This window comes from Kribbella sp. NPDC031520 (assembly GCF_055580825.1).
Window position 1 is genome coordinate 1,210,497 of sequence record NZ_JBVIKS010000001.1, and the last position, 20,577, is coordinate 1,231,073.

Consider the following 20,577-nt stretch of genomic DNA (forward strand, 5'->3'; position numbering starts at 1 on the left):
ACCCCCACCGCCCCCCCCCCCCCCCCCCCCCCCCCCTCCCCCCTCTCCCCCCCCCCCCCCCCCCCCCCCCCCCCCCCCCCCCCCCCCCCCCCCCCCCCCCCCCCCCCCCCCCCCCCCCCCCCCCCCCCCCGCCACCGTCTTTTCCAGGGCAAGAACAGGCGCACAGGGCGGCCCCTAGGACCCCCTAAGAGCGCCTAGGTGGTCACCGCCGCCAGGGATAGGGAGGAGTTCCGATGTGGGGGCCCACCTCAGACGTGCAGATTAGTGGTTGTCGGCAGGGAGCCGGCACAGAACGACGGAGGAACACATGTTCAGCAACGCATCGGTCAAGGCAGAGGTCGACTACCGCAGGGAGCGCCTCAGCCGCGACTTCCGGCAGCACCGGGAGACCCGGAGCCGCCGGACCATCAGCCACCTGTTCGGCCGGAAAGCCTGAAGGGAGGGAAACCATGACCTACTTGCCACTGACACCGGACTCGGTCCGGGCCGAGACGGCGTACCGGCTGGAGCGCGCCAAGCGTGACTTCCGGGCCGCCAACCGCCGCAAGCGGACCGCGAAGGGCTCGCAGAGCGAGCAGCCCGGGCAGCCCGAGGCGCGCCACGCCCTCCGACCCCGCCCCGCCGCATGACCGCCAGGACCGCCGTCCCCGATCGGGAAACACCGATCCGGGACGGCGTTTCTGCACCCGGTCCGGTCACCCGCCCAGCGGCCGGTTCAGCGACTGGTTCAGCGGCCGGTTCTGCGGCTGGGAGAACCCACGGAACGGGATGCCGTCGATTTGTGTCGGCTCCAGGGGCGAAGATGGACGACGTGCCCTGGAACTCGACACCTCTCGTCGGCCGCTCGTCCGAGATGGCCGCCCTGCTCAGCGCCGTGGACGACGCCAGAACCCGGCGCGCCGGCGCCGTGCTGCTGTCCGGCGACGCCGGCGTCGGCAAGACCCGGATGCTCGACGAGATCGCGACCGGTGCACACGAGCGCGGTTTCGGAGTACTGGTCGGGCACTGCACCGACTTCGGCGACGCCGGCCTGCCGTACCAGCCGTTCTCGGAGATCTTCGGCCGGCTGGCCGGTGACCGCCCCGACCTGGTCGAGGGCGTGCTGACGAACTTCCCGGCGATCGCCCGCCTGCTGCCGGCGCACCGGCTGCTCGGCGCGCAGCCGGTGCCGCAGGAGGCGCAGCTCGACCGGGCCGCGCTGTTCGACGCGGTCCTCGGCGCGTTCACCGCGCTCGCGACCAGCGAGCCGCAACTGGTGATCATCGAGGACGCGCACTGGGCCGACGACTCGACCCGGGACCTGATCGGTTTCCTGATCACCCGCCTGACCTCGCAGCGCCTCGCGCTCGTGGTGTCGTACCGCAGCGACGACCTGCACCGCCGGCACCCGCTGCGCCGGCCGATCGCCGAGTGGTCCCGCAACCCGCGGGTCCGCCGGGTGAACCTGCTCCCGCTCGACGCCGAGGAGGCGCGCACGCTGCTGCATTCGCTGCTGCCCGCTCCGCTGCCCGCGGTCGAGGAGCGCCGGATCCTCGAGCGGGCCGGCGGCAACGCGTTCTTCACCGAGGAGCTCGCGGCCGCGGCGTCGATGGGCGACAACGACGGCGTACCGCCCGACCTCGCCGATCTCCTGCTGGTCCGTCTCGACCCACTGTCCGACGACGCCCGCCAGGTGGCCCGGGTGATCGCGGTCGCCGGTCACCGCGTCCCGCACACGCTGCTCACCGCGGTCGCCGACCTTCCGGACCGTGAGCTCGACGAGGCACTGCGCGAGCTGATCGACGCCCACATCATCGACATCCCGACCACCGATCGGTACTACTTCCGCCACGCCCTGCTGGCCGAGGCCGTGTACGACGACCTGCTGCCGGGTGAGCGCGTCCGGCTGCACGCGGCGTACGTGAAGGCCCTCAAGGACCAGACCGTCGCGGGTACGGCGGCCGAGCTCGCGGGGCATGCCACGCGGTCGCACAACCTGCCGGTCGCGTTCGAGGCGCGGGTCCGCGCGGGCGAAGAGGCGATCTCGGTCGCCGCCCCGCAGGACGCGCTGAAGCACTACGAGCTGGCGCTGGAGCTGTATCCGAACCGGGCGCCCGACCACGCGATCGACAAGACCTGGCTGATCGTCCAGACCGCGACCGCCGCGACCCTGTCGTCGCAGCACCTGCGGGCGGTGAAGATCCTCCGCAAGGCGCTGGCCGACCTCCCGGCGGACGCCCCGAAGCTGGAGCGCGCGCGGCTGCTGCTGCCGCTGGCCGACATCGCGCTGGTGATCGACCAGGACCAGGAGTCCAACGAGGCCGTTTCGCAGGCGCTGAAGCTGGTCAACGACGAGCCGGCCAGCGTGTTCAAGGCGCAGGTCGCGTCGCTGTACGCACGCGTCTCGGACGCGCTCGGCCGCCCGATGGAGGCGGAGCGCTGGGCGCACAAGGCGCTCGAGATCGCCCGCGAGGCCGGTCAGGAGTCCGCGGCCAGCGACGCCGGGATCACGCTCGCCCAGCTCCGCCGTCGCGCGGGCGATCCGGAGACGGCGGTGAAGCAGCTCGAGGAGGCCGCCGTACGGGCGCAGCTCACCGGGGACCCGGCCGCCGAGGTGCGCAGCCGGTTCCTGCTCGGCTCCACGCGGTACGAGCAGGGCGACCTGCTGAACGCGAAGGCGGCGCTGTCGTTCGCGACCAAGCGGGCCGGGGAGCTCGGGCGGCAGTGGGCGGCGTACGGGTTCGACGCGCGGCGGATGCTGGCGCTGACGCAGTTCATGCTCGGCGAGTGGGACGAGGCGTCGGCGACCGCGCGGACGGATTCGATGACGCCGGCCGCTGCGGGGGCCGCGCTGCGGGCGGTGGAGTTCTCGGTCCGCAGCGCGCGTGGTGACACCGCGGTCGCGGAGGAGTTCGAGATGTCCCGCAAGTGGTGGGACCTGGACATCATGCTGCCGATCATCGGGCTGCAGCCGGCCGTGGACGCGTACCGGGCGCTCGACAAGCCGGCCGAGGCGGAGAAGCTGATCTCCGACGTGAGCACGCTGTGCGCGGACGTGTTCCAGACCGAGTGGTTCCTCGGGCGGATCCGGTTCGTGACGCTCGGGTTGCAGGTGTTGTGCCACCGGGCGGTCGGCGAGCCGTCGGCCGCCGCGGATCTGGTCGCGCGCGGGGCGGAACTGCTCTCGATCGGTCAGGGGACGGCCGAGAAGGGCCTGCCGCCGGGGCGGTTGATGGGTGTCGAAGGGCTCGCCTGGCTGGCGCGATTGGAGTCGGAGTGGGATCGGTTGCGCTGGCTGACCGGGGTCGACGCGCCGACCCCTGAGGACCACGTCGCGTCGTGGCAGCGGACCACCGACGCCTTCGGGTACGGGTACATATTCGAGCAGGCGTGGTCGCGGGTCCGGTTGTCGGACGCGCTGCGTGCGGCCGGCCGGGTCGGCGAGGCGAACGAGCAGACCGCGCTGGCGGCCGAGGTCGGGCGTGAGCTGGGCGCGCGGCCGTTGCTGGAGGAGGCGGGTGGCGGGGACGCGCACGGTGCGAGCGCGCTGACGTCACGGGAGACCGAGGTACTGCGGTTGCTCGCCGAGGGTCGTACGAACCGGCAGTTGGCGCGCGAGCTGTACATCAGCGAGAAGACCGTCAGCGTGCACGTGTCGAACATCCTCGCGAAGCTCGGCGTCCGCTCGCGGACAGAAGCCGCCGCCGTCGCCCGCCGCGACGGCTTGCTGGACGAGGCCTAGAGCGCGCCCGACGTCCGGGTGCTGCCGGCGGACAAGAGCCCGCGGGATGGCGCCGACGGACGAGAGCGTGCGGCTGGCGCCGTCAGCCGTGGCCGCGTTTGGGTTCGGCTTCCAGGTGGCGGGCTCGGGCGCGGGCCAGTTCGTCCTGCTCGGACTCGGGCTCGGGCGAGCGGCGGCGTTCAGCCGGGCGGTTCAGTTCGGTGATGTCGTCGAAGACCTTGCGGGCGTGCCGCATCCGCGCCGCGGCCAACAGCACCAACCCGGCCGCAGCGAGGGTGATCAATACCCACAGGTGCCACGACATAGCCTCACCACCACGTGCTCGCCCCGTTCCCCCGAGTAATCACCATAACCCCGAAGTCAGCGCTTGGCGATCAGCTGTACGCAATCCGTTAAGAACAGCGCTTGAAACTCCCGTTTGTTGCTCCGCGCAAGCACAAACGGTGACCAGGGCAACGGAAATTGCAGAGACTTTCAGTTACTCCGGGGCGTAAGCCGACCGGCACCGAACAGATACGCTGCGCGACCGTCGACCGGCCGCATATGCTCGGGCAGATGTTGGTGCTCTCCGCCGATGACGTCCGCGCAGCCGTTCCGATGAGTACGGCGATCGCTGCCGTCCGGGACGCGTTCGTCGAACTCGCCGCCGGGAACTTCGTACTGCCGCCGCGGCAGATCTTCGGCGACGGCGCGGTGCTGGTGATGTCGGCGTACCACTCCCCGACCGGGACCGCGGTGGTGAAGAAGATCGGCATCGCGCTCGACCAGGTCCCGGCGATCCGCGCGACCGTGATCTGGACCGGCGGCGGCGAACAACTCGTCGCCGACGGCACCTCGATCACCACGCTGCGGACCGGCGCGGTCGTCGGCGTCGCGACCGACCTGCTCGCGCCCGCCGGCTCCACCCGCCTGACGGTCATCGGCACCGGCGCCCAGGCCCCCGACCAGGTCCGCGCAGTCCTCGCCGTCCGCCCGATCACCGACGTCACCATCGCCGGCCGCTCCGCGGACCGCGCGACGACCCTGGCTCAGAACCTGGCCGCCGAGTTCTCCGAGGTCCGCTTCACCCCGACAACAGCCGTCGAAGCCGCGATCGCCACCCCGGACATCATCTGCTGCGCAACGTCCTCGAGCACACCACTCTTCGACGCGGACACACTCCCCGAAACAGTCCACGTCAACGCCATCGGCGCCTTCCGCCCCACCATGCGCGAACTCCCCCGCAACCTCTTCACCAACAGCACGGTCCTCGTCGACCAACGAGCAGCCGCCCTGGAAGAATCCGGCGAAATCATCGACGCCGTCACCTCAGGCACCCTCGCCAAAGCCGACCTCGTCGAGCTGGGCCCAGCCCTCTCGAACCCACCAGCCCCAACCGGTCGCACCGTCTTCAAATCAGTAGGCATCGGCTGCCAGGACTGGGCCATCGCCGCGGCGTTGGCTCAGGTCCAGCGCAAGACGCCCTTGCGGTAGGCGTACAGCAAGCCCACTGCAACGAACGCGAGGAAGACGAACATCTCGATCAGGGTGGCGAAGCCGAGGGTGTTGAAGATGGTGGCCCACGGGAAGAGGTAGATCGCGTCCACGGCGAAGATCACGTACAGGTAGGCGAACAGGTAGTACCGGATGTGGACCTGGGCCCAGCCTTCGCCGACCGGGTCGACGCCCGACTCGTACGTCTTGAGCTTGCCCTCGGTCGGGTACGTGACGGTCAGCGCCTTGTTCAGCGCGAACGCGCCGATCAGCCCGACCAGGCCGAGCGCGACCACCGCGGCGACGACGCCATAGCTGTCCGACACGGGCAATACTCTAGTTCGTGCAGAGTAGTAGCGAGTAGACGGAGACGTACGGGCCGTACCCGGAGCGGACGTCCGCGACCTGCAGCCGCAGCCGCGTCACGCCGGTGATGTCGTAGTTCAGCCAGGTCTCGGTCTCCTGCTGCATCCGGACCGACGTGATCGCCGTCGTCTGGTTGTGCAGCGACACCCGGGCCAGCCCGTCGGTCAGGTTGCCGAGCCAGTTGCGCGAGTACCGGCAGCCGGTCGAGTCGACCTCGCCCCACACGTACCCGCCCTGGTTCGCGAGCAGATCCGCCTCGGCTCGTTTCGGTCCTTCGTTCGGCGGTACGACGTTGAACTGCGGCTGACCCGCCCCGCCCGCGGCGACCACGCCCTTCTTGAACATGCCCCGCCACACGTAGTGCTTGAAGCTGATCATCGGCGAGAGCCCAGCAGCGTACGGCGCCTGCGCACCGACCGCGATCCGGTACGTCCGGATCGACCCGGGCTGGACCGTGGTGATCGTCACGCTGGTGCCGTTCGAGTACCCGTGGGCGATCTCCTGCCAGCGCTTCAGCGACGGGATCCACTGGTGCAACGGGATCCGGGTCCCGTTCGCGGGCGCCGGCGTCAGCGTGCCGACGACCGTGATCACCCCCTTGGTCGCGTCCGTCGTACGGATGCTGGAGATCGTCACGGTACGCACCGGCGACGGGACCGCGGACGCGCTCGGGACCGCGCAGCCGAGGATCAGCAGCATCAGCAGTCCCGCCAGGGCACGTCCCCCAATCCCACGCCGTCGCGAGGAGGTGCTCGGTGCGGTGCATCGGCGTGCGGGGGCGAAGGTCTCGATGCGGAGCATCGTGGCCTTTGCACCCGTGCGGCGAGGTGCCGTGCCGAGTGCCCCGCAGTAGGCGTGGGATTGGGGGACGTGCCCTAGCAGTCGGCGCATCGCACAACTCCCTGAAGTCGCAATCAGTTGCCCGCCACCCTGCCGGTTCTCGCTGCGGATCGCAAGCGAGCGCTCGCGGACGGTGACAGGTCCTCCATTACCTGACCGGTCCGCCTTCTAACACCACGTCCCAGGCTGTGGACCACCGGGGCTTCCGCATGGTTCCGTTCTAAGGGCGAACTAATATTGGGGTTATCGCCCTGATGGGGGGATCGACCTGTCGTCCACGAAGCGGCAGACCGACCCAAGCTTCGACTTGGAGATGAACAGAACAGTGACCATCGAGGTCAAGCAGCTCGACCGCGTGGTGATCCGCTTCGCCGGCGACTCCGGCGACGGGATGCAGCTCACGGGGGACAGGTTCACAGCGGAAACGGCATCGTTCGGCAATGATCTGTCGACCTTGCCCAACTTCCCAGCCGAGATCCGGGCACCAGCCGGGACCCTGCCGGGAGTCAGCTCCTTCCAGCTCCACTTCGCCGACCACGACATCCTCACGCCGGGTGATGCGCCCGATGTGCTGATCGCTATGAACCCGGCGGCCCTGAAGGCGAATCTCAAGGACGTGCCCCGCGGCCGGACCCTGATCGTCGACACCGCCGACTTCACCGCGCGCAACCTGAAGCGGATCGGGTACGACGAGAACCCGCTGGAGACCGGCGAGCTCGACGGCTACCACGTCGTACCGCTGAACCTGACCGGCATGACGGTGGAATCGGTCAAGGAGTTCGGCCTGTCCCGCAAGGACGCGTCCCGGGCGAAGAACATGTACGCGCTCGGCCTGGTGTCCTGGCTGTTCCAGCGGCCGGTCGAGTCGACGATCAAGTTCCTGCAGACCAAGTTCGCGTCGAAGCCGGACATCCGGGACGCCAACATCGCCGCCTTCCGGGCCGGTTACAACTTCGGCGAGACCGCCGAGGAGTTCTCGGTCCGGTACGAGGTGAAGCCGGCCCGGATGGCCTCCGGGACGTACCGGAACATCTCCGGCAACCTCGCGCTGGCGTACGGCCTGGTGGTGGGCGCGCAGCGGGCCGGGCTGCCGCTGGTCCTCGGTGCGTACCCGATCACCCCGGCGTCCGACGTACTGCACGAGCTGTCCAAGCTGAAGCGGTTCAACGTCACCACGATCCAGGCCGAGGACGAGATCGCCGGCGTCGGCGCGGCGCTCGGTGCGTCGTTCGGCGGCGCGCTCGGCGTCACCACGTCGTCCGGCCCCGGCATCAGCCTGAAGTCGGAGACGATCGGCCTCGGCGTGATGCTCGAGCTGCCGCTGGTGGTCTGCGACATCCAGCGCGCCGGTCCCTCGACCGGGATGCCGACCAAGACCGAGCAGGCCGACCTGCTGCAGGTGATGTTCGGCCGCAACGGCGAGGCCCCGCTGCCGGTGATCGCGGCCCAGTCCCCCGCGGACTGCTTCGCGATCGCGATCGAGGCGGCCCGGATCGCGGTCACCTACCGCACGCCGGTGATCGTGCTGTCCGACGGCTACCTGGCGAACGGCTCCGAGCCGTGGCAGATCCCGGTCGTCGAGGACCTGCCGACCGTCGACCCGAACTTCACCACGGCCCCGAACGGGGTCGATGACAAGGGTCAGCCGGTCTACCTCCCGTACGAGCGTGACCCGGAGACGCTGGCCCGCGCCTGGGCCGTCCCGGGTACGGCGGGTCTCGACCACCGCATCGGTGGCCTCGAGAAGGAGGACAAGACCGGGAACATCTCCTACGACCCGGCCAACCACGACCTGATGATCCGCACCCGGCAGGCGAAGGTGGACGCGGTCGCGCGGAGCATCCCGCCGATCCAGGTCGACGACCCGGACGGTACGGCGAAGGTCCTGGTGCTCGGGTGGGGTTCGACGTACGGCCCGATCGGCGCCGCGGTCCGCCGGGTCCGCACGGTCGGCGGCAAGATCGCGCAGGCGCACCTGCGGCACCTGAACCCGTTCCCGTCGAACCTCGGGGATGTGCTGCGCAGCTACGACAAGGTCCTGGTCCCGGAGATGAACCTCGGCCAGCTGGCGATGCTGCTCCGCTCGAAGTACCTCGTCGACGTGGTCTCGTACGCGCAGGTCCGCGGGATGCCGCTCGGCGCCGCGGAGCTGGCCGAGGTGATCGGCAACCTGGTCGAGGAGACCGAGGGCATCGACGACGACGCCCGCCATCTCGGCGAGGCCGCGGCCGCGCTGAAGCACGGTGAAGCACTCGCCGACCAGAACGGGCACCTGAACAAGGAGGGCGCACGATGAGCACGGTCGAGCTCGGCATGCCGGGCCTGGGTCAGCATGGTCTGGCGGGAGTCCCACTCGCGACCGACCCGCAGAACCGCAAGGAGTACGTGTCGGACCAGGAGGTCCGGTGGTGCCCCGGCTGCGGTGACTACGCCGTACTCGCGGCCTTCCAGGGGTTCCTGCCCGAGCTCGGGATCAAGCGCGAGAACGTCGCGATCGTCTCCGGGATCGGCTGCTCGTCCCGCTTCCCGTACTACCTGTCGACGTACGGCATGCACTCGATCCACGGCCGCGCGCCGGCGATCGCGACCGGGCTGGCGACCGCCCGACCGGACCTCAGCGTGTGGGTGGTGACCGGTGACGGCGACGCGCTGTCGATCGGCGGCAACCACCTGATCCACACGCTGCGGCGGAACGTGAACCTGAAGATCCTGCTGTTCAACAACCGGATCTACGGCCTGACCAAGGGGCAGTACTCGCCGACGTCGGAGCCGGGCAAGGTGACGAAGTCGACGCCGATGGGGTCGGTGGACAACCCGTTCAACCCGGTCTCGCTGGCGCTCGGCGCGGAGGCGACGTTCGTGGCCCGGACCATCGACTCCGACCGTAAGCACCTGACCTCGGTACTGCGGGCCGCCGCCGCGCACCGTGGTACGGCGTTCGTGGAGATCTACCAGAACTGCCCGATCTTCAACGACAACGCGTTCGAGGCGTTCAAGGACCCCGACACCCGGGACGACGCGATCATCCCGCTGGTGCACGGCGAGCCGATCCGGTTCGGCAAGGACGGGCGTCTCGGTGTGGTCCGGGACGGGTTCGCGTCGCTCGCGGTCCGGGAGGTCGCCGACCTGCCCGGCGGCGAGGCCGACCTGGTCGTCCACGACGCCCAGATCGAGGACCCGGCGTACGCCTTCGCCCTGTCCCGCCTCACCGACGCCGGCGTCCTGCACCGCGCCCCGGTCGGCGTGTTCCGCAACGTCGACCGTCCCGCGTACGACGACCTCGTCCGCCAGCAGATCAAGACCGCCCAGGAAACCCAGGGCACCGGCGACCTCCAGTCCCTCGTCACCGGCGCCGACACCTGGACGATCAACTAGAGCAGGTCCAGCAGGGTTCGTCCGGCCGCGCGGTCCAGGTGCCGCGCGGTCATCCCTGCCCGCCGTGCCGCGAGCACGTCGAGCTCCAGGTTGTCCCCGACCATCAGCGCATCGGCCGGCTCCACGCCGAGCTCTTCACAAACACGTTGGTAGACCAACGGATCGGGTTTGCTGACTCCGAGTGATTCGGACGTGCACACCACATCCACGGACCCCGCGAGCCCGATCGCCTCCAGTTTCGCGTTCTGCTGCAGGGTGCTTCCGTTGGTCAGCACCCCGATCCGCCACCCGTTGCCCCGGGCAACTTCCAACGCCGGGCGCGCGTCCGGGTACGCCACCCACTCGCGGCGGTACAGCGTCAGATACCCCTCGAACGTCTCGTCCAACTCGGCATCCGTCTGCGGCACCTCCCGCCCGAGCACCGGCAGGAACTCGCGGAGCCGCGCCCGCCGCTGCCCTTGATGCGTGAACTCACGCCGGAGGTACGCGTCGTACACCCGGTCCTCGATCTCGAACCACTCCGCGACCAGCTCGTCGGTCGGCTCGATCCCCAGCCCCGCGACCCACTCCCGAAGGGCGCGCTGAGCGGACCCGGTGTGGTCGAACAGCGTGTTGTCGAGGTCGAACACGACCGCCTTCACGCGCGCACGACCGAGTCGCGGTTGAGCTCCCGGTGGTTCGCGTAGCCGGACAGTGCCAGCGTCAGGTCGAGCTCTGCGAGGAAACACCGCAGTACGTGCTCGACCCCGGCCTGTCCTGCCAGCGCGAGTCCGTAGAGCAAGGGCCGTCCGAGCAGGACCGCTTTGGCGCCCAGGGCAAGGGCCTTCGCGGCGTCGGAACCCGTACGTACGCCGGAATCGAACAGAATCGTGAGCTGCTCCCCGACCGCGTCCGCGATCGCCGGCAGGGTGTCGAGTGCGGCGACCGCGCCGTCGACCTGACGGCCGCCGTGGTTCGAGACCACGATGCCGTCGACGCCGTTCTCGGCCGCGAGCTTGGCGTCCTCGACGTGGGTGATGCCCTTGAGCACGATCGGGCCGTCCCAGTTGTCGCGCAGGAACGACAGGTCGTCCCAGGACAGGCCGACGTTCGGGAACAGCTGCGCCCACTGCATCACGGCCGCGCCCGGGTCGTCGGCGATCGGTTTGGCCAGCTTCGCCTGGAACGCGGGGTCGCTGAAGTAGTTCGCCAGCCCCTCGCCCTTCAGGAACGGCAGGAACCCGCGGTCCAGGTCGGCCGGCCGCCAGCCGATCGTCCCGGTGTCGAGCGTGACCACGAGTACGGCGTACCCAGCGGCCTTCGCGCGCTGCAGGAAGCTCAGGCAGACGTCGCGGTCGGTCGGGTAGTACAGCTGGAACCACTTGTTCGCGGCCTCGATCTGCTCGATCGCGTGGCTGGCCTGGGTCGAGTGCGTGTACGTCAGCCCGAGGGCGTCGGCGGCCCGGGCGGTCGCGAGTTCGCCGTCCGGGTGCGCGAGGGTCTGGACGCCCATCGGCGCGACCAGCACCGGCGCCGGCATCGCCGTACCGAGGATCGTGCAGGACAGGTCACGGTCGGTGCTGCCGCGGAGCATCCGCGGCGCCAGACGCCAGCGGTCGAACGCCGCCTGGTTCGCGCGGGCGGTCGACCCGCTGCCCGCGCTCGGCACGATGTACCCCATCGCCTCGACCGGCAGCTTCCCGGCCGCCTGCGACTCCAGCCGGGCCAGGTCGGTGGTGATCTCCGGCGTCGTCCCCTGCAACATCCCCTGCAGGTAGATCTGCAACTGGTAGTCCCCGAAGTTGGCCATGCCGGATGCTCCCACAACGCCATGACATCCGTCAGGTACCGGGCCCGACGTCCGTCAGCACAGGATCCGGACGGATCGCATCCGCACCAGCGGCCCGGCGCGGCCAGAGTGAGGAGCATGACGAACACGAACGTGGTGACCACTCCCCGGCGAAGCGGCGTGCGGCGCGGCCTGCCGGCTCTCGGCCTGTTCTTCCTGTCCCCGATGGTCGCCGAGTTCCTGCTCGGGAACATCCCGATCAGCGGCCTGTTCGCCCTGTTCGGGCTGGCCCCGCTGTACGGCGGCGGCGCCGTCCTGATCCGCGAGCTGGCCCGCCGCCGCGGCTGGCGCTACCCGAGCATCCTGATCCTGGCCCTGGCGTACGGCGTGATCGAGGAAGGCGTCACCACCCAGTCGCTGTTCAACCCGAACTACGCACATTTGCGACTGCTCGACCCCGGCCACATCTCGTTCCTCGGTATGGGCGCACCGTGGACCGTGATGGTGCTCGGCCTGCATACGCTGTGGAGCATCACGGTCCCGATCGTGGTGATGGAGTCGCTGTCCAGCCGCCCGCGCGAACCGTGGCTCGGCAAGCTCGGCTTCAGCCTGTACGCCGCCCTCTTCGTCGTCGGGGTCGTCGCGACCACCCTGTTCGGGTACGCCCAGGACCCGTTCCGCGCCTCCGTCGGTCAGGACCTCGGCGTTGCCGTCGCAGTCGTCGTACTGGTCGCCCTCGCGGTCCGGGTCGGCCGCCGTGCGCCTCGCAGTACCGCCGGGAACGTCCCGTCGCCGTGGATCGTCGGCGTCGTCGGACTGGTGATCAGCAGCGGCTGGATGCTCGTGAACGATCAGATCAAGAACGGCTGGCTGTGCGCCGGGGTGTCGCTGCTGATCGACGTACTCGCGATCGTCCTGTTCGTCACCTGGTCCCGCCGGACCAGCTGGACCCGGATGCACACACTGGCCGCGGCGGGTGGCGCGATGCTCACCTACGCGTGGCACGCGTTCCCGGAGAGCCCGACGTTCGGGGCCTCGATGGCGGTCGACCTGATCGGGAACGGCGTCTTCGCCCTGCTCGCGGTGGTCCTGCTGATCTCTGCGACAATCAGGTGTGACAAGTTCAGTCGCTCCTGACACGACCTCGCGGCACGTCAGTCTGGCATTGTTCGCGCTGGCGACCGGCGGTTTCGCGATCGGGACCACCGAGTTCGTCACGATGGGGCTGCTCCCGCAGATCGCGGACGGCGTACGCATCTCGATCCCGGCCGCCGGCCATGTGGTCTCGGCGTACGCGCTGGGCGTCGTGGTCGGCGCTCCGGTGATCGCGGCGCTCGGTGCACGGACCGGAAGAAAACGCCTGCTGCTCGGCCTGATGGCGGTCTTCGTGGTCGGCAACGTGCTGTCGTCGATTGCCTCGAGCTACGAGTTCCTGATGGCGGCCAGGTTCCTGTCCGGGCTGCCGCACGGTGCGTTCTTCGGGATCGGTGCGGTGACCGGCGCGTCGATGGTGCCGGCCGAGCGGCGGGCGCGGGCGGTGTCGATGACGATGGTGGGACTTCCGGTCGCGAACATCATCGGTGTACCGCTGACCACCCTGCTCGGGCAGCGGCTCGGGTGGCAGGTGCCGTTCCTCGCGGTCGGCGTACTGGGCCTGCTCACGCTGGTCGCGGTCTGGTTCTGGGTCCCGCCGCAGCCGGTCGGGAGCGACGTGAACGTCCGCAGCGAGCTGAGCGCGCTGGCCCGGCCGCAGGTGTGGATGGCGCTGCTGGTCGGGATGGTCGGTTTCGGCGGGATGTTCGCGACGTACTCCTACATCACGCCGACGATGACCGAACTGGCCGGTTTCTCCGAGTCCGCGGTGACGATCGTGCTCGGCGTGTACGGCGTGGGCATGACGGTGGGCACCGTCCTCGGCGGGCGGCTGGCGGACCGCTCGCTGATGGGCAGCGTGTACGGCGGACTGGTCGCGGTCGCCGTCGTCCTCGGAACGTTCGGGTGGCTCGCGCAGACCCGGCCCGGCGCGCTGGTCGCGGTGTTCGCGATGGGCTGCTCCGCAAGCATCCTGGTGCCGGCGCTGCAGACCCGCCTCATGGACGTCGCCCACGAGGGCCAGTCGCTGGCCGCCTCGCTGAACCACTCCACGCTGAACATCGCGAACGCCCTTGGCGCTTGGCTCGGCGGCGTCGTCCTGGCCGCCGGCTACGGCTACGAATGGCCCAGCCGCCTCGGCGCCGCCCTCGCCGTGGCCGGCCTGATCCTGGCCGCGGTCTCCGGCCTGATGGAACGTCGAGGGTCGAATCAGGTACCTGCCTGAGGGTTTCCTCACCGCCGACTTGGTTAGATCGGAGGTATGGCGACCTTGACGTTGGGCGCCGCCGATCTGGTACGGCGGCGTGGGCTGCGGCGGATGCGGTCGGTGGCGTTGTCGCTGCTGGTGCTGGCCGCGGTGATCTACGTGGCGACCCTGCACCGCGGCGGCGGATGGGCGTACCTGAACGCGGCGTCCGAGGCGGCGATGGTGGGTGCGCTGGCGGACTGGTTCGCGGTGACCGCGCTGTTCCGGCGGCCGCTCGGGCTGCCGATCCCGCACACCGCGATCGTGCCGACCCGCAAGGACAGCCTGGCGGAGAGTCTCGAGCAGTTCGTGACGGAGAACTTCCTCTCCGAGGAAGTCGTTGCGGAGAAGATGCGGACCGCGGAGATCAGCCGCCGGGTCGGTGAGTGGCTTGCCGACGGCAACCATGCCGATCGGATCGTCGCCGAGGGCGCCCGCACGGTCGGCGCGGCGCTGCCGAAGCTGGGCGACGACGACGTGGCGGCGTTCGTCCGCGGATCGTTGCTGCCACGGTTCGTGAAGGAGCCGTTGAGCCCGATCGCCGGGCACTTCGTCCAGTCGGTGGTCGAGGACGGCGCGCACCACGCGCTGTTCGACCTGCTGATGGTGGAGGCGTACGACTGGCTGGCGAGCAACCGCGACCTGCTCGCCGACGTGGTCGGTCCGCGCGCGCCGCGGTGGTCACCGCAGTGGGTGGACCGGCTGGTGATCGACCGGATCCACCGCGAGGCGCTGGCCTGGCTGGCCGACGTACGGGACAACCAGACGCACGCCGCCCGCCGGGCCGTCGACCGGCTGCTCGCACAGCTGGCCGACGACCTGCAGCACGACCCGGAGACGATGGAACGGTTCGAGACGTGGAAGGCGCGGATGCTGACGCACCCGGACATGGGCAACAGCCTGACCGCGGTCTGGGACGCGATGCGGACCGCGCTGATCGACTCGATCAACGACCCGGACAGCACGCTCCGCGTCCGCGGCGTCAAGGTCCTGCACGACCTCGGCGACCGCCTCCAGCACGACGAGACCCTCCGTACCAAGGTCGACACCCGCGCGGCGGAGGCCGTCGGCTACGTCGTCCGCACGTACGGCACGGAGATCGTTTCGGTAATTTCCGACACGATCGAACGCTGGGACGGCCGCGAGGCCGCCGCCCGGATCGAACTCCACGTCGGCCGCGACCTCCAGTTCATCCGCATCAACGGCACCGTGGTGGGCGCCCTCGTCGGCCTTCTGATCCACACCGCCAGCCAGCTGATCTAGAAAACGTTTCGACAACCAGTTGTTAACCTTCCCGAACCTCGGGCCCTGGATGATGTTCGCGGTACTGTCCGACAACCGGTTGTGGGGTCGATGATGAAGGGCTTCTCGCGCCCGAACCTGCTGGACGCGTTCGTCCGGATCTGCACGCTGGCCGACGGCCAGCACGGTCTGGTCGCGATCGCCCAGCTGCGCGGCGAGGTGACCGACCAGGTCCTGACCCAGCTGCAGGACGCGGAGATCGTCGAGCCGGTCATCGACGGCGTACTCCGGGTCCGCGCCGGCGCGAGCCACCCGCACCCGACGCTGTACGCGACCTGGCTGCTCGCCGAGGCCGCGCCGGCGTGGGAACGTACCCTCAACACCCTGGTCGTCTCGCACCGGTCGGCCGCCGAGCTGTACGGCGCCGGCACCATGAGCGCGGCGCGGATCGAGTTCTCCGGCCGCGCCCGTAGCGCCCTGCCCGACCACGTCGAAGTGCATCCGCGCTCGGTCCAGGAAGATCAGTGCACGGTGATCGAGGGCCTGCCGGTCACCGGTCCGGCGCGTACGCTGGCCGACCTCGCCGACGGTCAGGGCTTCGACCTGTCCGACCTCGGCCGGCTGGCCCGCTCGTTGATCGCCCAGGGCTGGACGACCGCCGACGAGCTCGGTCCCGAGCTGACGGAGCAGTTCGCCGGCCGCGAGCCGTCGTACGACGGTCCGGTCTGGCTCCGGTCCGCGCTCGACGCCGCTGCGAAGGGCTGACATGTACACGGGCCACCTCGATCTGAAGGTCTTCCGCGGCGCGTTCCCGCTCTGGAGCCGGCTGATGGGGCGGCTGGAGGAGAGCAGCACGCCGCGGTTCTCGGCCGATCGCGCGAAGCGGCAGCTGATCGGCGGCGACCTGATCAGCCAGCTGAACCAGGGCGGCGACGACTACGAGAAGACCGGCTCGGACCCACTCGGTGCGTACGCCGAGGCCTGGAGCCGTCCGTCGGAGTCCAGCATCGACCCGGTCTACGAGATGGCCCGGACCGCGAACGACCTGGACATCTACAACGGCGCGCTCGGCCACCTGACGGCCGAGGAGTACGTGGACCGGGTCCGCGCGGACCTCCTGAAGGTCGCGCCGATCCGGCAGAACCCGCTCGACGGCGCCCCGGGCCTCGGCGGGCTGGTCCGCTACTCGACCCGGAGCGTCAAGGTCGCCGGCAGCGGGCACGCCGTCTTCACGGTCGACGTACAGCCGGTCGACGACAGCCGCGGGCCGCTCGGTCTGCGCGCGGCCGGGGACAGGTTCTCGATCGAGATCGACGTCAAGCTGCCGGCGATGATCCAGCGGTCCAGCGAGTCGGAGCGGGCCCGCCGGTCGGTGGTCGGCGTACAACTCGACGGCCTGAAGCCGATCACGCCGCTGCTGCGGCCGGTGGCGGACCTGGCCGCCGACAAGATGGCCGCGCTCGCCCTGCAGCCCGGCGTCGGCGACGGCATCGCGGCTCCCCGCTTCAAGGACATCGCCGACCTGTACTACATCGCGCGGACCTGCTCGGTGGACGGTGACAAGCTGCGGAAAGCGTTGGCTGAAAACTGGCACTGGCGCGAGGCCGGCCGTTCCGGGCCGCCGCAGCCGTACCGTTTCTACGGCCAGCAGCCGGCGCCGGACCACGAGACGGAAATCCTGTGGGAACAGGGTTTCCGGCAGTTGCGGAACCGCGAGGGCCTCGAGCAGCTCCAGGACTACCCGGACTTCAACACGATGACCGAGACGATCGGCGCTTTCCTGGACGGCGCCGCGGATCCGGCCAACGGGGTCTGGGACCCGGCGCGCGGGCAGTGGCGGCCGTCGGTCCGCAGCGAGGTGGCCTCGACGATGGACCACGCGATGACCCCCATGACTCTGCAGGCGGTCGAGGGTACGCACCAGCCGATCGTGCCGATGCAGCAGCACCTCTTCGTCTTCGACGTCGACCAGACGCTGAGCCAGAACGACACCCTGAACGATCTCGCCGACCGGGCCGGACTGCTGGACCAGATCAACGCGGTCCACGCTCCCGACTACGAGACGTCGATCCGTGCCAAGGTCAACCAGCTGGCCGGGGTCGAGGCGACCCTCGTCGAGGCCGTCGCGCAGAACCTCCAGCTGAGCGAGGGCGCCGAGCAACTGATCCGCGACCTGAAGGCCGCCGGTCACAAGGTCGCGATCGCCAGCGGTGGCTTCGACGCGATCGTCGGACCGCTCGCGAAGCGGCTCGGCGTCGAACTGTACGCCGCGGGGCACCTCGAGATCGAGAACGGCGTACTCACCGGCAACGTCAGCGGCCTGATCGACGGTCCCGGGAAGGCGACCGCGATCCGCGGCTGGAACGAGAAGCTCAACATCCCGCGGGAACGTACGATCGCGGTCGGGGACGGCAGCAACGACGTGGACATGTTCGAGGCGGTCGGCTTCGCGGTCGGGTACAAACCCGGCGAGGCAGCGGCCGCGGCGGCGCACACGATCCTGCGCGACATGGGCTACCTGAACCGCGTCGTAAACCTCCCGCTGCCGGAGCGCCTCACCACCGGCCCCCGGGTCGCCACCCCCGCCGGGCGAGGCGCCGGCGAACGCACCGCCTGAGTCATCGGACAACCGGTGGGGCAACCATCCGCGCGACCCAGGCGGTCCAGCAGGATGTGAGCATCGACGACGGCGTGGTGACGGGGGTGAGAGCGGTGCCGACCGACGGTACGGCGAGCTTCGACGCCTTCGTCGCGGCCCGCTCGCAGGCCCTGGTCCGGACCGCCTACCTGCTGACCCGCGACCACGCGCTGGCCGAGGATCTCGTCCAGACCGCGCTGGCGAAAGCCTGGTTCCACTGGAACCGGATCCGCGAGGACAACCCCGAGCCGTACGTCCGCCGGATCCTCGTCACGACGTACGCGTCCTGGTGGCGGCGCCGGTGGACCGGCGAGATCCCGACCGAGGAACTCCCCGAGACCCCGGAGTCGCCCGGCGAGGACCGCCTCGACCTGTGGAACGCGATCGGCCGGCTCCCCCGCCGCCAACGCGCAGTCGTCGTACTGCGTTTCTACGAAGACCTCAGCGAGGCCGAGACCGCGCGCCTGATGGGCACGAGCGTCGGCACCGTCAAGAGCCAGACCGCCAAGGCCTTGACGAAACTCCGGCTCGACCCCGCGCTGACCACTCCGGCAGATCAGGAGATCCCGCGATGAACCTCCAAGACCTCCGCGACGAGCTCAGCACCCGCGCCACCGAGGCCGACCAGCACCAGAACGACCTGCTGGCCGGCGTACACCACAAGATCCGCCGCACCAAGCAGCGCCGCACCCTCACCGCCGCCGGAACGCTCGCCGTACTGGCGGCCGTCGCCGCCGGATTCCTCCCCGGGACGCACTCGGCGACGCCGCCGGCCGACCGGCCGCCCGAGGACTACACCCGCGACGGCGTGACGGTCCCGGGCACGGTCGGCAGCGACAAGTTGCTCAAGGCATGGATCGGCGACCGCGGCCAGGACAAGCTGTCGTTCTCCTGGACCCCGAGCACGGACTCGATCACCGTCCACGCCAACTGCGACGCGGACGGCGGCCTGTACGGCATCCGGTTCCGGATCAACGGTTGGTACGTCGGCGACGCCGGCTGCCTCACCGGACCCAAGGCCTGGGCGATGGGCAGCAGCGTGTCGCTGCGGCCGGACTCGCCGTTCTGGCTGGTGTCCCCGGTCGGCAGACCGGCCCAGGTCACCGCGGACGTGATCGACCTCGCGACCCGCCGCGTGGTCACTCCGCACGCCAGGATCTCGCTCGGCATCTACTCGACGCCGTACGACCCGTCGGCGGCGGTCAACGGCGCACCGGCGCGGACCGTGCCGCCCGGACCGGACGACTACACCAAGGACGGCGTGGTCTACCGGAAACGCATCGGCGGCGACACCCTGGCCGGCGCCCAGGTCGTGGACCCCGGCCGCAACCAGGTGCACTTCAGCTTCACCTCGACGGGCAGGCCTTTGGTCCTGCACCAGTTCTGTACGGCGAACGCGGGTTCCGACAGCGAAGAACGGCCGTACTCGGTCTCCGTCCGCGTCGGCGCCGGACAGCCGAACATCTCGACCTGCGTCGGCAACTCGACGGACGCGGGTGCCGGCGACAGTGTGACCCTCCCGGCGCCGGTCCCGGCCGGACAGCGCGTGGACGTCGTCGCCGAGGTCGTACCGGCGAAACCGAACGGGCCGCCGGTACCACCGGACACCCGGTTCGGGCTGGGCGTCTACTTCCAGGGCGAGCAGCGGACGATCGACGGGGTCGACCTCCCGGAGCGGATCGAGACCGGCGGGTACGACTACCGCCTCGCCGACGTCCGGACGGCGCCCGGCCCGGGCAAGAAGCTGGCCATCGGCACACCCGGCGGGCGCCCGTACGTGATCGCCTACGGCAGCTCACCGCTCGGCGTACCGGGCGAGGTCACCGGCAGCCTCTGGTTCGGCAACATCGAGCGCACGCTCAGCGTCGGACCGAACACCACCGGAGCCCTTGGCCTCAGCACCTATCCGCATGCCGCCGGAGCGGCCGGCCGCGCCACGCTCACCGTCTCGAACGGGATCCCGACCAAGGGCACGCTGATCGTGGCGCTGTACGAACCGGTGGCCTAGACCCAGCTGTGCAGGTCGGCGGCGTCCTTGGTGAACTGTTCGGTGGAGTCGTCGGCGACGAACTCGAGCAGTGCGTTGATCTCCCGGGGCTCCGCGGCCAGGCGGTCGAGGACCGGGCGCCACAGAGACTCACGCGCGGCCAGCGGGAGCCGGTTGTTCGACGGCCACCACGAGAACACGTGCACCGTACTCAGCCAGGGCATCAGCGACTCGAGCTGCCGCAGGCATTCGGCGTCGTCCAGGTCGACAGGTGGCTGCCAGTACGTCGTGAGGTTCGGAGCGCCGACGTCGAGCAGCAGCGTGATCGTCGAGTCCACCTCGTCGGTGAGCGTGTTCCGGTGGTACTCCAGCGCGATCTCGAGGCCCGCGCCGGCGGCCATGTCGGCGAGTTCACCGAGGCCCCGGGTGACCGCCATCCGGTCACCGACGCCCGCGTCCGCCGTACCGACGTTGCCTGCCCAGACCCGGATCCGCGGCGCGCCGAGGGCCTCCGCGGTGGCGATCGCCGACCGCATCTCCTCCCGGTCGACGCTGCCCGCCCGCAGGTACGAGCCGTACGCCGCGACCTGCAGGCCGTGGACCTCGGTGAGGTTCCGGACCCGCTTCGCGTTCACGAGATTGCCGAGCGGGACATGGATGTCCCCACCCCACTCGACCGCCATAAGCCCCGCCCCGGCCGCCACCTCGACCACCTGGTCGACGGCCAACTCGCGAAACGTCACCGAGACCAGACCGGTCCTCACACCCACGCGCGCCTCCTGGTGTCCACCCGTCCATCCAACCCCATCACACCAACAGACACACGCCG

The 20,577-nt window shown here is 70.1% G+C and carries 19 protein-coding genes; 13 read left to right on the forward strand and 6 right to left on the reverse strand.

Going from position 1 to position 20,577, the window contains the following annotated elements; translation table 11 throughout:
• Positions 1 to 307 precede the first annotated feature (307 nt).
• The 3 genes from ACZ5BU_RS06105 (at position 308) to ACZ5BU_RS06115 (ending at position 3,721) form a co-directional block, all read left to right on the forward strand.
• Positions 308 to 436 carry a hypothetical protein gene (locus ACZ5BU_RS06105; protein WP_465695913.1) on the forward strand — a complete coding sequence of 43 codons (129 nt, stop codon included), beginning with the start codon at positions 308 to 310 and terminating at the stop codon, positions 434 to 436.
• Between the two features lie 13 nt (positions 437 to 449).
• Positions 450 to 629 (forward strand): hypothetical protein, encoded by a 180-nt coding sequence (locus tag ACZ5BU_RS06110; protein ID WP_465695915.1) that lies wholly within the window; start codon positions 450 to 452, stop codon positions 627 to 629.
• Positions 630 to 802: 173 nt separating this feature from the next.
• Positions 803 to 3,721, forward strand: coding sequence for a helix-turn-helix transcriptional regulator (locus ACZ5BU_RS06115; RefSeq protein WP_465695917.1), 2,919 nt, complete (start codon positions 803 to 805; stop codon positions 3,719 to 3,721).
• Between the two features lie 82 nt (positions 3,722 to 3,803).
• Here ACZ5BU_RS06115 and ACZ5BU_RS06120 read toward each other — a convergent pair whose 3' ends face one another.
• Complete coding sequence (locus ACZ5BU_RS06120) at positions 3,804 to 4,025, reverse strand: hypothetical protein (RefSeq protein WP_465695919.1); 222 nt, start codon at positions 4,023 to 4,025, stop codon at positions 3,804 to 3,806.
• Between the two features lie 251 nt (positions 4,026 to 4,276).
• Between ACZ5BU_RS06120 and ACZ5BU_RS06125 the strand changes: the two genes are divergently transcribed.
• Positions 4,277 to 5,194, forward strand: a complete 918-nt coding sequence (locus tag ACZ5BU_RS06125) for an ornithine cyclodeaminase family protein (protein WP_465695921.1) — start codon at positions 4,277 to 4,279, stop codon at positions 5,192 to 5,194.
• On the opposite strand, the gene ACZ5BU_RS06130 is transcribed toward ACZ5BU_RS06125, so the two are convergent.
• Complete coding sequence (locus ACZ5BU_RS06130; RefSeq protein ID WP_141855095.1) at positions 5,164 to 5,520, reverse strand: NADH-quinone oxidoreductase subunit A; 357 nt, start codon at positions 5,518 to 5,520, stop codon at positions 5,164 to 5,166. The genes ACZ5BU_RS06125 and ACZ5BU_RS06130 overlap by 31 nt on opposite strands.
• Positions 5,521 to 5,530: 10 nt before the next feature.
• Positions 5,531 to 6,259, reverse strand: coding sequence for a hypothetical protein (locus ACZ5BU_RS06135; RefSeq protein ID WP_465695924.1), 729 nt, complete (start codon positions 6,257 to 6,259; stop codon positions 5,531 to 5,533).
• A 454-nt stretch (positions 6,260 to 6,713) separates the two neighbouring features.
• On the opposite strand from ACZ5BU_RS06135, the gene ACZ5BU_RS06140 reads away from it, so the two are divergent.
• Complete coding sequence (locus tag ACZ5BU_RS06140; RefSeq protein WP_465695926.1) at positions 6,714 to 8,696, forward strand: 2-oxoacid:acceptor oxidoreductase subunit alpha; 1,983 nt, start codon at positions 6,714 to 6,716, stop codon at positions 8,694 to 8,696.
• On the forward strand, positions 8,693 to 9,775 hold the full coding sequence (locus ACZ5BU_RS06145; RefSeq protein ID WP_465695927.1) for a 2-oxoacid:ferredoxin oxidoreductase subunit beta: 1,083 nt from the start codon (positions 8,693 to 8,695) through the stop codon (positions 9,773 to 9,775). Before ACZ5BU_RS06140 ends, ACZ5BU_RS06145 begins: the two co-directional genes overlap by 4 nt.
• On the opposite strand, the gene ACZ5BU_RS06150 is transcribed toward ACZ5BU_RS06145, so the two are convergent.
• Both ACZ5BU_RS06150 and ACZ5BU_RS06155 read right to left on the reverse strand, forming a co-directional pair.
• Positions 9,772 to 10,416 carry an HAD family hydrolase gene (locus tag ACZ5BU_RS06150; RefSeq protein WP_465695928.1) on the reverse strand — a complete coding sequence of 215 codons (645 nt, stop codon included), beginning with the start codon at positions 10,414 to 10,416 and terminating at the stop codon, positions 9,772 to 9,774. The two genes, ACZ5BU_RS06145 and ACZ5BU_RS06150, sit on opposite strands and share 4 nt — an antisense overlap.
• The gene (locus ACZ5BU_RS06155; protein ID WP_465695930.1) at positions 10,413 to 11,564 is read right to left on the reverse strand and encodes an alpha-hydroxy-acid oxidizing protein; all 1,152 of its coding nucleotides are present in this window, start codon (positions 11,562 to 11,564) and stop codon (positions 10,413 to 10,415) included. The genes ACZ5BU_RS06150 and ACZ5BU_RS06155 overlap by 4 nt, the downstream gene beginning before the upstream one ends.
• Positions 11,565 to 11,681: 117 nt before the next feature.
• Here ACZ5BU_RS06155 and ACZ5BU_RS06160 point away from each other — a divergent pair, with 117 nt between their 5' ends.
• From ACZ5BU_RS06160 to ACZ5BU_RS06190, 7 genes are all read left to right on the forward strand, one after another.
• Positions 11,682 to 12,680 (forward strand): hypothetical protein, encoded by a 999-nt coding sequence (locus ACZ5BU_RS06160; protein WP_465695932.1) that lies wholly within the window; start codon positions 11,682 to 11,684, stop codon positions 12,678 to 12,680.
• Positions 12,658 to 13,860: an MFS transporter gene (locus ACZ5BU_RS06165; protein ID WP_465695934.1), complete on the forward strand. Its 1,203-nt coding sequence runs from the start codon at positions 12,658 to 12,660 to the stop codon at positions 13,858 to 13,860. The genes ACZ5BU_RS06160 and ACZ5BU_RS06165 overlap by 23 nt, the downstream gene beginning before the upstream one ends.
• Positions 13,861 to 13,896: 36 nt before the next feature.
• Positions 13,897 to 15,144 (forward strand): DUF445 domain-containing protein, encoded by a 1,248-nt coding sequence (locus tag ACZ5BU_RS06170; RefSeq protein WP_465695936.1) that lies wholly within the window; start codon positions 13,897 to 13,899, stop codon positions 15,142 to 15,144.
• A gap of 90 nt (positions 15,145 to 15,234) precedes the next feature.
• A complete protein-coding gene (locus tag ACZ5BU_RS06175) occupies positions 15,235 to 15,888 on the forward strand; it encodes a hypothetical protein (protein WP_465695938.1) in 654 nt (217 codons plus the stop codon).
• Position 15,889: 1 nt separating this feature from the next.
• On the forward strand, positions 15,890 to 17,740 hold the full coding sequence (locus tag ACZ5BU_RS06180) for an HAD-IB family phosphatase (protein ID WP_465695940.1): 1,851 nt from the start codon (positions 15,890 to 15,892) through the stop codon (positions 17,738 to 17,740).
• Positions 17,741 to 17,796: 56 nt separating this feature from the next.
• The gene (locus tag ACZ5BU_RS06185; protein ID WP_465695941.1) at positions 17,797 to 18,336 is read left to right on the forward strand and encodes a SigE family RNA polymerase sigma factor; all 540 of its coding nucleotides are present in this window, start codon (positions 17,797 to 17,799) and stop codon (positions 18,334 to 18,336) included.
• Positions 18,333 to 19,769, forward strand: coding sequence for a hypothetical protein (locus ACZ5BU_RS06190; protein ID WP_465695942.1), 1,437 nt, complete (start codon positions 18,333 to 18,335; stop codon positions 19,767 to 19,769). The genes ACZ5BU_RS06185 and ACZ5BU_RS06190 overlap by 4 nt, the downstream gene beginning before the upstream one ends.
• Here ACZ5BU_RS06190 and ACZ5BU_RS06195 read toward each other — a convergent pair.
• Complete coding sequence (locus ACZ5BU_RS06195; RefSeq protein WP_465695944.1) at positions 19,766 to 20,518, reverse strand: sugar phosphate isomerase/epimerase family protein; 753 nt, start codon at positions 20,516 to 20,518, stop codon at positions 19,766 to 19,768. The two genes, ACZ5BU_RS06190 and ACZ5BU_RS06195, sit on opposite strands and share 4 nt — an antisense overlap.
• Between the last annotated feature and the right edge of the window lie 59 nt (positions 20,519 to 20,577).

Bases quoted from the DNA above. Each gene is read 5' to 3' on its own strand.
- ACZ5BU_RS06180 (WP_465695940.1), top strand. From the start codon at position 15,890: ATGTACACGGGCCACCTCGATCTGAAGGTCTTCCGCGGCGCGTTCCCG.
- ACZ5BU_RS06110 (WP_465695915.1), top strand. From the start codon at position 450: ATGACCTACTTGCCACTGACACCGGACTCGGTCCGGGCCGAGACGGCG.
- ACZ5BU_RS06135 (WP_465695924.1), bottom strand. From the start codon at position 6,259: ATGCTGCTGATCCTCGGCTGCGCGGTCCCGAGCGCGTCCGCGGTCCCG.
- ACZ5BU_RS06145 (WP_465695927.1), top strand. From the start codon at position 8,693: ATGAGCACGGTCGAGCTCGGCATGCCGGGCCTGGGTCAGCATGGTCTG.
- ACZ5BU_RS06115 (WP_465695917.1), top strand. From the start codon at position 803: ATGGACGACGTGCCCTGGAACTCGACACCTCTCGTCGGCCGCTCGTCC.
- ACZ5BU_RS06105 (WP_465695913.1), top strand. From the start codon at position 308: ATGTTCAGCAACGCATCGGTCAAGGCAGAGGTCGACTACCGCAGGGAG.
- ACZ5BU_RS06170 (WP_465695936.1), top strand. From the start codon at position 13,897: ATGGCGACCTTGACGTTGGGCGCCGCCGATCTGGTACGGCGGCGTGGG.
- ACZ5BU_RS06140 (WP_465695926.1), top strand. From the start codon at position 6,714: ATGAACAGAACAGTGACCATCGAGGTCAAGCAGCTCGACCGCGTGGTG.
- ACZ5BU_RS06125 (WP_465695921.1), top strand. From the start codon at position 4,277: ATGTTGGTGCTCTCCGCCGATGACGTCCGCGCAGCCGTTCCGATGAGT.
- ACZ5BU_RS06120 (WP_465695919.1), bottom strand. From the start codon at position 4,025: ATGTCGTGGCACCTGTGGGTATTGATCACCCTCGCTGCGGCCGGGTTG.
- ACZ5BU_RS06175 (WP_465695938.1), top strand. From the start codon at position 15,235: ATGATGAAGGGCTTCTCGCGCCCGAACCTGCTGGACGCGTTCGTCCGG.
- ACZ5BU_RS06190 (WP_465695942.1), top strand. From the start codon at position 18,333: ATGAACCTCCAAGACCTCCGCGACGAGCTCAGCACCCGCGCCACCGAG.
- ACZ5BU_RS06155 (WP_465695930.1), bottom strand. From the start codon at position 11,564: ATGGCCAACTTCGGGGACTACCAGTTGCAGATCTACCTGCAGGGGATG.
- ACZ5BU_RS06160 (WP_465695932.1), top strand. From the start codon at position 11,682: ATGACGAACACGAACGTGGTGACCACTCCCCGGCGAAGCGGCGTGCGG.